Origin of the sequence: Streptomyces sp. SLBN-118, assembly GCF_006715635.1 — a bacterium.
Taxonomy (GTDB): domain Bacteria; phylum Actinomycetota; class Actinomycetes; order Streptomycetales; family Streptomycetaceae; genus Streptomyces.
In genome coordinates, this window is sequence record NZ_VFNP01000001.1 from 1,255,192 (window position 1) to 1,266,482 (window position 11,291).

Genomic DNA, 11,291 nt, shown 5'->3' on the forward strand with positions numbered 1-11,291 from the left:
CCACGAGTGAGGGCGCGAGGCCCTTCCCGGTTGGCGGGTCTTGGCGTACCGGGAGCGAGGCGGCCCGACTGCCTGGCCCCCAACTCCTGGTCGACGTCTGGAGACGCGATGACTGATCTCCGCGGTGCACGGGACAACGGATGAATCCCGGATCGCCCCTGGACCGGGAGGTGCCCACGCTGCTCACCAAGATCGGCAGCTATCCCCAGCACCATGGCGGCCTCGGCGTGGTGCGCACGATCGGCCGCATGGGTGTTCCGGTGCACGCCGTCGTCGAGGACCGGTTCACTCCGGTGGCGGTATCACGCCATGTCACCAGGAGATTCGTCTGGCCCACTACCGGGCTGGAGGAACCGCGGCTGCTGGTCGAAACCCTACTGTCGATCGGCCGGGCCATCGGCTCGCCCTGCATCCCCGTACCGACCGACGACGAAGCGGCCGTCCTGCTGGCCGAGAACTCGGACCGGCTGGCGGAGTGCTTCCTGCTCCCACCGACGCCCTCGGACCTGCCGCGGCGGCTGGCCAGCAAGGCAAGTCTAACCAAGCTCTGCGAGGAGCTCGGCGTACCCACCCCGCGCACACGGGCACCCGCAAACCGCGATGAACTGGTCGACGCGGCGCGTGAACTGGGCTATCCGGTGGTGCTCAAGAACCGCGAAGCATGGACCAGACTGCGCGCCCCGGCCGTGGGCAACACCACCATGGTCCGCGACGAGCAGACTCTGCTCGCCCGGTATCCGGAGGAGTCGCTGCCCCCGCTCGTGATGCAGGAATACATCCCCAGGGAGCAGGCCGAGGACTGGATCACGCATCTCTATTGCGGGGCGGGCGGCGTGCCCCGCGTCGTCTTCACCGGTCTGAAGCTGCGCTCGTGGCCCCCGCACGCAGGGGTGACCACCCGGGCTGTGACCCTGCGCAACCCCTGTTTGGCGAAGCTCGCCGGGGAGCTGTGCCGGCGGATCGGCTACAGCGGACCGGCGGACCTCGACTGGCGTTACGACCGGCGCGACGGGCGCTACAAGCTGGTGGATTTCAACCCGCGCACGGGTGCCCAGTTCCGACTGTTCGAGAATGTCCACGGAATCGACGTGGTACGGGCGATGCATCTGGACCTGACGGGCCGCCATGTACCGGTCGGCCCGGAGGTCGAAGGGCGGGTGTTCGTCGCCGGTCAGCTCGATCTGCCATCGGTTGCCGCCTGGCTGTGGGAGGAGCACCGGCTGCCGCCTGCCCCGCTGCGCGGGACGGAGCGGGCCTGGCTCGCCCGGGACGACCCCATGCCCGCGGCGGCCGAGGCGATCAGGCTGGCGGGCACCGTGGCGCGTCGCATCGGCTGCTCCCTGAACCTCCGGCTCGGCGGACACCGGAAGGCGTCCTGCCCCTGATGCCGAATCGCGCGCGGCCGGACCTCTGCGCCTCGCGCGTTGCTGTCGGCACAACCGCAGCGAGTCGTCCAATATCTCGCTAATGCCTATATATGGTGATGAGCCCTGCTTACGCAACAGTGGACGGAGGGTCTGTGGAAGTCGCCTTCCCTCGCGCCGAGCTGTCGGTATCCTGGGTGCGCGGCCTTGTCCCGATCCGGCCCCGCGGCCTGCTGACCCGGCCCGCAGATCTGCTGATGGCCCGTCGGCTGGCGAGCCGGCTGCGTCGGGAAGCCGTCAGCTTCCGCGACCTGCATCGGCTGCAGCGAACTGTCTCCGATCTCCTGGTGTTCCAGTTGGACGGACAGGCCATGCAGCCCCCTCTGGTTGTCAAGCATCCCCGCAGCAGCCGAGCTGCCGTGTCGCTGGCTGTGGGATGTGAGGCCGTGCGGCAGCTGACGCGGGACGACCGCCTGGACGACTGGAGGCTGCTGCTGCCTCGTGTGGAGGAATGCCGACTCGATGAGCGGCTTCCCCTGGTCGCGGAAGGCCTGCTGCCTGGCGTCGAAGGCGACACACTGCTGCGGCGCTCTCCACAACAGGCTCGGCGCGTGGCTGTCTCCGCGCTCCGCACGGTCGGCGACCTGCACCGGGCGACCGGCCGCCCGGAGCGCGTCACGGACCGTGTCGGGGGCTGGGTGGACCCCCAGCTCGCGATCCTGTCCGAAGAGATCCACTGGTGCCGCAAGGGCCGCGGCGCGGCCGCCGTCGAGGCACTGCGGGAGCGCCTTGTCCGTGGTCTGGACGGACGTACTCTGACGGTCGCCTGGACCCATGGGGACTTCCACCCCGGAAACATTCTGCTGAGCGAGGAGCGCGGGACACTCACCGGGGTGATCGACTGGTCGAGCGCCCGCCCCGACGGTCCGTGCGTGATCGATTCCTACATGTTCGTTCTGACGCTCCGGCATCAGCGCGGTGGGCGGCAGCTCGGGCGAATCGTGGCCGATGTCGTGCGACGCGGCTCTCTGCTGCCCGACGACCGCCGCCTCCTCACCGAAGCGGATGTTCCGCCACCGGACGAGGACGAGGCGGTGCTGCCGCTGCTGACCTGGTTGTGGCATGTGGCGGGCAACCTGGCCAAGTCGGCTCGCTACGGGCGCAGCCATCGATGGGTCGCGGGCAATGTGGTGCCAGTGCTCAAAGAGGTGGCGGGGCGGTAGCGCCCAGCACCTGTTGCCCGGCTGCCGACTGCCGCCGGGAGGCCGTGCGACGGGGCTCGGCCTAGGCTCGGGAAAGGCAGGCAGGGCCCCCGTCCCCCGCCCCGTCCTCTTACCCCCGGTCAGCAGGAGGAGGCCATGAACTCAGCCGTCGTACTCCAGGCGACCACAGCCTCGGGCCCCGTGCGGGTGACCAGCCCCGCCCCCCGGGAGACCTGGCGGCAGCTGGCCGACACCGACGAGAACGCCATGGTCAGCCAGACTCCGACGTGGCTCGATTGCATCTGTGCGACGGGACCGTTCGAGGACGCCAGCCGACTGTACGAATTCGACGGAGGGAGTCAACTCGTCGTACCGCTGGCCCGGCGGCGAGGCTGGTCCGCGAGGCTGGCGGGCGAGGGTTCCTGGCCGTCGGACTGGGGTATCGGCGGGCCGTTGGTGCCCCCCGGGGCGCCCGACGAGAGCGAGGCTCGCGTCGTCTTCGACGACCTCGCGCGGCGCCCGACGCTCCGGGTCGCCATTCGGTTGGGGCCTGGCGCCGACCCGGTGTGGGCACGGGCGGCCCCGCCGAGCTTTCATACGGAGGAACACACGACGCAGGTGCTGAACCTGGACGGCGGCTTCGGCACCGTCTGGGACCGGCGCTTCCACGGGCGCGTCCGACGTGCCGTGCGCCGAGCCGAGCGGTCCGCGATCGAGGTGGAGGTCGATCGCACGGGCAGGCTCGTGCCGGCCTTCTACCACCTGTACGAACAATCGATGGTGCGCTGGGCACGGCAACAGCACGAGCCGCTGGCCCTCGCCCGATGGCGACAGGCCCGGAGCTTCCCACGCCAGCGGCTGGAGGCCGTTGCCGAGCGGTTCGGTGAATCGTGCGTGATCTACATGGCATCGTGTTTCGGCGAGCCTGCCGCCGCGATTGTCGTCCTCCGTCACGGGCCTCATGCGAAGTACTGGCGCGGTGCGATGAACCGGGATCTCGCCCACCCTGTCCGGGCGAACTTCCTGCTCCACCAACTCGCCGTCGAGGACGCGTGTGCGGCGGGCTGCGCCTACTACCACCTGGGGGACTCCCGGCCGGGGTCCTCGCTGGCTCATTTCAAGGAGGGCTTCGGGGCCGAGAGCTACTCGACCCCCACCTTCCTGCGCGAGCGACTTCCGGTCTCGGCCGCCGATCGCGGGCTGCGGGACGTCGTCAAACGCCTGATCCGCTTCGAGGACGCCTAGCTCGGGACACGAAAACCCGTGAGAGGACGGCCCGGGGCGGGCCAGGTCGCAGACTGCCCGTCCTCGACCTAGGCTGAGGGGAACGAGGAGTTGTTGGAAAGCCAAGCTATCCGTGGCCGCCGGATGGAGTCCTCCGTAACGCGGATTCTTCGTACGGATCACCCGTCGCCTCCTTGTCCGGGCTGCGCATCACTGGGAGTCACCTTGCGCCGTCGGCAGGTCTGCTACTGCGGACACCTGAGCACCGCCCGGTGCCCTGAGGGTGATTGGGCGAGCGCTGCTGCCGACGGCCGAGCGCCCACCGCGCCGCAGGAGGCCGAGCACGTGCCCGACAACTGGCGGGCACGGTGAGCCCGGGACGGCAGCCCAAGGACCATCTGCTGCGCACCGGCCACGTGCTGACGTTCAACTCGCTGGTGACAGCAGCGCTCGGGGCCGGATACTGGGCGTTGGCCGCCCGCTGGTACGACACCGGTGCGGTGGGCCGCAACTACTCGGCCGTGTCGGCGATGATGCTGCTGGCCGGAGTGGGCCAACTCAACTTGACCAATGTCCTGCTCCGGTTCGTGCCCACCGCTGGGGAACGCACCCGGGCTCTTGTCTCCAAGGCCTACCTGGCAGCTTGCGTTTTCACCGCGTTCCTTGCAGGGATGTTTCTCTTCCTGGTGCCCCAGATTTCGCCAGGACTGCAGTTCCTGCGCGAGCCGCTGCTCGGGGGATGCTTCGTCCTGGCTACTGCGGCGTACGCGGTCTTCGTCATCCAGGACGGCGTGCTGACCGGCCTGCGCCGTCCGGAATGGGTGGTGTGGGAGAACGCCGTGTTCGCGGTGGGGAAGATCGTGCTCGTCGGTTTGCTCGCCGTCGTCGCGAAGTCGACAGGAATTCTGCTGTCCTGGGCCATCGCCCTGGTCTTCGCCATCAGCCTCACCAACGGCTTCCTGTACGCCAGGGCCTTCCCCCGGCACGCCAGCAACCCGGCGGACGAACGGGCCGACCCGAGCAGACCGACGCCGGGATACGTCATGGCGGACTACGTGGCCGCGCTTTTCTGGCTCGCCGCGACCGCCCTGCTCCCGATCCTCGTTCTCAACCGCTTGGGCCCCGACCAGGCCGCCTACTTCTCGCTTGCCTGGCTCGCCGGGTTCTCGCTGTACCAGCTGAACGCGAGTATGGGTGAGTCGCTCATCGTCGAGGCAGCGAACGACCCGGCCCAATTGCCCATGCAGTGCCGCCGGGTGCTGCGTCACACCGGGATGCTGCTGCTTGCGGGAACAGTGGTGCTCTGTGCCGCGGCGCCGCTGGTACTGCGGGTGTTCGGCCCGGACTACGCCCAGAACGGGGCCGGTCTGCTCCGCCTGGTGGCTCTGTCGGCGTTTCCCAATCTGGTCATCATCACGGCCGTCAGCGCCTGCCGGGCCCAGCGCCGGATGCGCGTGCTGGTCGGAATCCTGGCCGTCGTCTGCACGCTGGCCACCGCACTGTCCTTGATGCTGCTGTCGGCACTGGGCATCGCGGGGGTCGGCGCCGGCTGGCTGATCGCCCAAACCGTGGTGGCCGCGTGGCTGTGGTGGCGGAAGCCGCTCTGGCTGCCCGTGCGGGACCGGTCGGCATCACCGACAGACGGGGGCCTGGTGGGACCGCCGTGAGGCTCGCTCAGCTCCGCGCGGGGGTGAGACGGGACTCGACAGCCCCGCGGATCCGGTCCAGCCGATCCTGGAGCCGAGTGAGCGGCAGGCGCTCGAGCCGGTACTCGGCGAGGTGTCTCTCGCGGGCACCGAGGTTGGTCTTGAACCGCTCCAGTGAAGCCACCCCGCCCGATTCGCCCATCTCGTAGTGGCTGCAACCGACATCACAGGCTTGCTCGACCGAGCGGAGCTGAAGGAGCTGGTTCACGCGCAGCGGACCGGCCGTCTCCTTGTCGCTGAAGCCACGCCAGTAGATGCAACTCGATCCGTGCAGCAGAACGATCGTGGCGGCCACCGGTTCACCGTCGAGGGTGGCGACCAGAATGCGGCAGGTGCCCGGGAGGGAAGCGGCAACCGCATGGAATTTGGCGAGCGGCTCCGAACGCTTGCCGCGCTCCCGGACAACAGCCGGGGGCAGGCGCCTTTCCCGCGCCCGCCGGTCGAGCCAGCGCAGGTAGAGATCGTAGAAGGCGGCGACCAGCTCGGGCGAGTGGCCGCTTTCGATGACCAAGCCGGCCTGCTCGGCCCTCCGTTCAGCCGAACGCAGGCGACTTCGCGTGTTCCTGGACCATCGCTGCGTCCACAGGACGTCCATGCCGCCCTCAAGATCCAGTACATGGACCTTCCGGGGGATGTGGACGACCCCCGGCGCCTGGTCGGGCCACGCGGGCGCAGCGGCGAAGGCAGGGCGGACGCTGGTGCGCAGTGCTCCGTCCGACGCAAGGTCGGCAAGGATCATGTCGACTTCGTGGGGGCGGACTCCTCCGGACGCCAAAATGCCGCCCGTTCCCCACCCCGGGGGAAAAGAGGCCTGCAACGAGAGTGTGCGGAACCACCTCGGCCGACGAACCATCGGCAGAACGAGCTCCCGGCCTTCGCCGGTCCGGTAGAGCCGGCTCGCGTCGTGCCAGCCACCGACGGTGCAGATGCAGTCGAGCCATTGCGGCATGTGGAATGCCGTGGCTCCCGGGTCGGTGGCGAGCACTCGCGCCCAGGTCTCACGTGGAACCGGGCTCACGGCCCGCACCACCCCATCACCGGTGTGGACGTCCCACTCCTGGGGCTCAAGTTCGGATGCCTGGTGATGGATCACGAATGGTCTCCTCACGACCCCGCCCCCGCCCCCGCGGATGGACACCACGGCCCAGTGTTCGGGCAAGCGGACCAGGAGAACTCGGAGCGTCGGCTCAAGTCTCCTGCTGCCACGATCCATTGTCGGAACAGCTGCGGGGCCACGCAACGGGACGCCTGTACCGGTGCAGTGGCGACACTCGGCACGTGGTGTCGAGCAATGCAGCCCGTGGACACGAATGGCGGAACGTTCTGCCGGGGGCAGTGTCCGTTCACGTCCTCTGCCCGTCTCCGGCGGACCAGCGGTTCCCCATGAGGGATCCGTCCAGGCCTGCACTCGCCAGAGCGAGCCTGACCAGCCGGGCAGGCATGCCGGCACGGCCGGACTCCGGTACTGCAAGCAGGGCCGTCAAGGCTCTGTCGTCGGGAGCCAGGCGCGGCGCCCGGCAGACTGGACAACGACCCGGCCGGTGGCCCAGCAACCGCCCGACGGCCTCGGCGAGCCCGGCTTGGCAGGGCCGCCGGAGGACAGGAAACCCTGCTGCGCGCACAGCCCGGTCCGCGTTGCGCGGTGCACAACCGGTCTCCGCCGACTGCAGCATCGGGATATCGGTGAAACTGTCGCCCACAGCCAGCACGGGCCGCCCTCCGCGGTCGCCGAGCAGATCCATCAGACCGAGCAGGCCCGTGGCCTTGTCGATGCCCAGGGGCACAAAATCGGTCTGCATATCCCCTTGAACCACCGAAAACCGACCGGCGCCTCCCGGCTGTGCCATGAGACGGCTGACGGTCGCCATGTCCATGGCCCTACGACGGGCACCTTTCCCGCGATATGCCCGCACGGCCCACCGGTACTGCGAGTCCACACTCACGGACGGCACAGCCGACAGCAGCGCAGTCAAGGCGCCGTCGTGTTCGGCCACGAGCCCGACCGACCGGTCAGAGGCCGCGTCGTACGCCACGGCCCCGTACTCTGCGACCCCTCCGGACAGGCCGTACGCCCGGCACCGGTCCCTCACCTCGGGGAGGGAGCGTCCCGTGGCGAGCAGCACTCTGTATCCATGGGCGCGAAGCGCACGGAGAGCGAGCATCCCGGCCGGCGTGGAGACCGGGAAGCCCGACAGGCTTGTCTCCAGCACGCCATCCACGTCCAGCACGCACCACGGGCCGTCCGCCACGGCATCCACATCCTGGAGGAAGAGACCTGCCAGGTACTGCTGCACAGCCCGGGACTGGGCCCGCCGCGCCTCGGCCTCGGTCATACCCACGTCAACCCCCGAATGGGCGAGCCTCTCCGCATTCCAGCCGTGCGCCACCTTGTACAGGCACCACTGTGAGGGCGGAACTGGGCTCCCGGTCAGCTTCTCATAACGGGTCAGCAGCCCGTCCCCTTCCCCGGACAGCGAGAGCGCAGCCCCTGCCAGGTCGTACGCCGCGTCGTAGGCGGCCAGGTCCAGGTGGCTGAATAGTCCTTCATGGAAGTCGACCTTGATCCATCCGTCGGCACCTTCCCGCCAGTGCCCGTAAGAGATCCGGCCGTCCACGAGGCAGGGCGACTGCGAGCGGAGCAGAGCGCGCAGCAGGGGATCAATCAGTAGCGGGCGGAGCGGGGCCGCCAGCATTCCGCACCTGTCGGCGAAGACCCGGGCGCCGACCTCCCACACGGGCTGACGTCCCTTGAGGAACGAGCTGCGGTCGGCCGTCACGGCCAGTCGCTGTCGACGTTGCGTGACGTATTGGACGACGGCGTGCGGCGGCACGCGAGCGGCATCCCCGGCAGCCGCCCCCTCCCCCGATTCCTCACCCTGGCGTTCGCGCAGCAGTACCCCGTCGTGGAACCCGTAGACGCGGGGCACGAGGCTGCCCAGCTGGTCGGCGATCGCGATGGCATACCGGCCGAAATAGCCGGTCCCCGCCGCTTCCGCGACCATCTCCAGGCGCTTCTCACCGGAACCGGTGCGGACACGTGCGCTGACAGGAACCGCTACCCGCGACCAGCGGGACGGGAGCGCCGGCCGGCCCAAAGACAGTTCGATCACTTCATGGTCGGGCAGCACATGCTCCAGGGTTCGGCGCATCGCTTCCTCGCCCATACGGGTGCGTATGTACCAGTCCGCGCCGGGGAGCACGACACTGGGGTGGCCGGCAATCAGATCCGGAAGGGAACCGTCACCGAAGGCGGCGAGCAGCATCACGATGTGTTCGTCTGGAATCCCCGCCCGGCCGAGCTGTCCGGCGACAGCCGCCAGGCTCCCGCCCGTTGTGGGCGGGTCGTCGCACAGCAGCACCAGGCCTCGGCTGTGTCCGAGGGAGCGGAGAAACTCCCTGTCGCCGCGCAGCGGCGGTTCACCCGGCCGGACGGTGCGGACACGGACATGCCGGTATCCCGCCTCGCGCAGGGCGGCTCCGGTCAGCGGAGCAAGGTAGCTGCCTGAGGTGCGCAGCCCGACGACCACGAGCTGACGGTCCCGTTCTGGATATTTCCGGGCGAAACGGGCGACGAGTTCTATGACATCGCGGGGGTGCTGGTCGAAGCTACGGAAGGAGGAAGGAGGCCGCAGCAGGCTGCCCTCCAGGAGCGCCGCAATGCGTCCGGGTACTCCCGCTGTGTGGCGGCGCAGCAGGTGTTCCACCCGCGCAACGCACTCGACGGAACGAGTGCCGGAAGCAGACACCAGCTCGGCGATCACAGCATCCGCGAGCGCATCGGCGAGATCCTCGAAGGACGTCAGCCACGCTCTCAGTTCACGTGCTGCGGGCGATGTTGCGGCGATCGAGAGCAGGCCGCCCACGGCGCCACGCAGGGCGGTTGCGCCAGTCCCGCGCGCGCCCAGCTGCCGCGCGACCCGACTGGGCAGCCAAGCCGTCCCGTGCAGGTAGTCCTGACCCACCTGAACGATGCCCGCAGCACACAGAAAGGCATCCAGCATGTCCCCCCGGTCCGCGGCTGCCCGCAGACGGCTGTGCAGTTCCGGCACATTCGCATGCAGGTCCGGCACCGTCGGCCAGGGGACCGCACCGCTCACGGCGACGGCGCCTGTCCCCCGGACAGCGACGAAAACACCTGCCGGGACGGGTAATCAGTACCTGTACAGCTCATCAGGACCTCTACCACTCCTCCCGGGGTGCTTGCGCAACTACCCGGGAATTGCCGGGATGTACACCACGAGTGACAGGCGTGCAATGCCTCCGTGTCCCATGCTATGGCTGCGCCCTCGAGCGGGCGACCGCTGAGCCGCCGACCGGCGGCTCGGCACCGGGCTGGAGCTTTCACCCGTCGTCGCCGGGTCGAACGGATCCGCCGAAGGCACAGACGTGCCCGGCCGCGAGGTACACGGCCGGGCACGGTCGGTCTGAGGGTCAGTGCTGCCAGACCCTCACATAGTCGGTCATCATGTCGGCCGGGGTCACGAGCGGACCTCCGTGCTCGGTGCTGACGCCGTTGTTCAGGATCAGGTACATCGGGGACGAGGTGATGCCGGTCGTGATCTGGCCCACCTGCTTGCCGTCGTAGTAGTACGTGACGACTCCGGGCTTCCACTCGGCTCCGTACGTGTGCCATCCGGTGAAGTCACCGGGGGCGCAGCCGCCCGGGCCGCCCGACGGGGAGTGGAAGTGGTAGCAGGCCTTGCCGCCGCCGAGGCCCTCCATGACGTCCATTTCGCCGTCTTCCGGCCAGTTCTGCCCATCGGTCCAGAAGGCGGGCCAGTTGGCGATCACCCCAGGTGACGCCGCCGGGGTGTAGATCCTGGCCTCGAAGGCGCCGTAGGTGAACTGCGCCTTGCCGTCACTCTCGACCAGGCCGGAGCGGTAGGCGTAGGTCTTGCCGTCGGTCGCCGTGGTCTGCGCCTTCTCGGCCTTGAGGTGCAGGGAGCCGCCGCTGACGCTCACCTGGGACGGGGCGTAGGCAGCCAGCTCGGCGGAGTTGACCGGCTTCGTCGTGCAGGTGGGGCAGCCCAGCCAGTTCGGGTTCCACTTAGAACCGTCGAGGCTGGTGCCGTTGAATTCGTCCCCGAAGACCTGGCGCCAGGTGCCGGGGATACCCGCCGGTGCGGCGCCGGTCGTCGACGTGGTCTGGCTGGGGGAAGGAGCCGGCGAGGTCGACGCAGTCGGGGTGGAGCTCGGACTGGTTGTGGAGGTCGAGGTCGGGGACGGGCTGGGCGATGCGGAAGCCGTCGCGCTGGGCGTCTGAGTGGCCGTGTCGCCGGAGGTGAACGTCTTCACCGGCGAGAGGTTGTGCCAGGTGTCGTGGTACTTGTACGCGACGAAGGCGGTGTACGTGCCGGCCGGGAATGTGCGGCTGCCGGAGGTGAATGTCGTCGGCGAGGGGCTCAGTTTCGACGCCGACGCACCGGGGAAGTCGAAGCGGGAGCCGTCCGAGGACCGCACGGCGACGGTCAGGGCCTGCACCCGGAGCGTACGAGCGGAGTGGACCGTCGCAGTCGCCGTCAGCCCGCCGCTCGGTGCCGCCGAAACGGACAGCGAGTCGACGACCACGCCGGTCGACTGCTGCGACTGGCCCGCCCATGCGGCGCTGCCCATCGCAAGGGCCGCGAAGGAAAGTACGAGGGCGGAAATCTTCGTCCGAGTGGTCAGCTTGCGGCGGTGTCTGGAATCTCTGGGCATGAATGGATGACCTTTCGCCCCCCACATCAGGCAATAGGCCTGCCATTGCACGGAGCAAAAGCGGGCTGAAGGACATGGACTCTGCGCGAGCCGAATCC

General features: G+C 69.1%; 7 protein-coding genes. 4 read left to right on the forward strand and 3 right to left on the reverse strand.

Going from position 1 to position 11,291, the window contains the following annotated elements; genetic code table 11:
* The first annotated feature begins 140 nt into the window (after nt 1–140).
* The 4 genes from FBY35_RS05775 to FBY35_RS05790 all read left to right on the forward strand — a co-directional run bounded on the left by FBY35_RS05775 (nt 141) and on the right by FBY35_RS05790 (nt 5,457).
* Entirely contained in the window at nt 141–1,385 is a 1,245-nt protein-coding gene (locus FBY35_RS05775) for an ATP-grasp domain-containing protein (protein ID WP_186356866.1), read from the forward strand.
* Nucleotides 1,386–1,519: 134 nt separating this feature from the next.
* A complete protein-coding gene (locus FBY35_RS05780) occupies nt 1,520–2,587 on the forward strand; it encodes an aminoglycoside phosphotransferase family protein (protein WP_160159239.1) in 1,068 nt (355 codons plus the stop codon).
* Between the two features lie 135 nt (nt 2,588–2,722).
* Nucleotides 2,723–3,811: a GNAT family N-acetyltransferase gene (locus FBY35_RS05785; RefSeq protein WP_142212747.1), complete on the forward strand. Its 1,089-nt coding sequence runs from the start codon at nt 2,723–2,725 to the stop codon at nt 3,809–3,811.
* A 347-nt stretch (nt 3,812–4,158) separates the two neighbouring features.
* Nucleotides 4,159–5,457, forward strand: a complete 1,299-nt coding sequence (locus FBY35_RS05790) for a lipopolysaccharide biosynthesis protein (protein ID WP_142212748.1) — start codon at nt 4,159–4,161, stop codon at nt 5,455–5,457.
* 7 nt (nt 5,458–5,464) lie between these two features.
* Here the strand turns inward: FBY35_RS05790 and FBY35_RS05795 are convergent, their stop codons facing one another.
* The 3 genes from FBY35_RS05795 to FBY35_RS05805 all read right to left on the reverse strand — a co-directional run bounded on the left by FBY35_RS05795 (nt 5,465) and on the right by FBY35_RS05805 (nt 11,193).
* On the reverse strand, nt 5,465–6,589 hold the full coding sequence (locus FBY35_RS05795; protein ID WP_160159240.1) for a GNAT family N-acetyltransferase: 1,125 nt from the start codon (nt 6,587–6,589) through the stop codon (nt 5,465–5,467).
* A gap of 250 nt (nt 6,590–6,839) precedes the next feature.
* Nucleotides 6,840–9,593 (reverse strand): HAD hydrolase family protein, encoded by a 2,754-nt coding sequence (locus FBY35_RS05800; protein WP_142212750.1) that lies wholly within the window; start codon nt 9,591–9,593, stop codon nt 6,840–6,842.
* A gap of 334 nt (nt 9,594–9,927) precedes the next feature.
* Complete coding sequence (locus FBY35_RS05805) at nt 9,928–11,193, reverse strand: family 16 glycosylhydrolase (protein WP_160159241.1); 1,266 nt, start codon at nt 11,191–11,193, stop codon at nt 9,928–9,930.
* Nucleotides 11,194–11,291: the final 98 nt, after the last annotated feature.

Bases quoted from the DNA above. Each gene is read 5' to 3' on its own strand.
- FBY35_RS05805 (WP_160159241.1), bottom strand. From the start codon at position 11,193: ATGCCCAGAGATTCCAGACACCGCCGCAAGCTGACCACTCGGACGAAG.
- FBY35_RS05775 (WP_186356866.1), top strand. From the start codon at position 141: ATGAATCCCGGATCGCCCCTGGACCGGGAGGTGCCCACGCTGCTCACC.
- FBY35_RS05785 (WP_142212747.1), top strand. From the start codon at position 2,723: ATGAACTCAGCCGTCGTACTCCAGGCGACCACAGCCTCGGGCCCCGTG.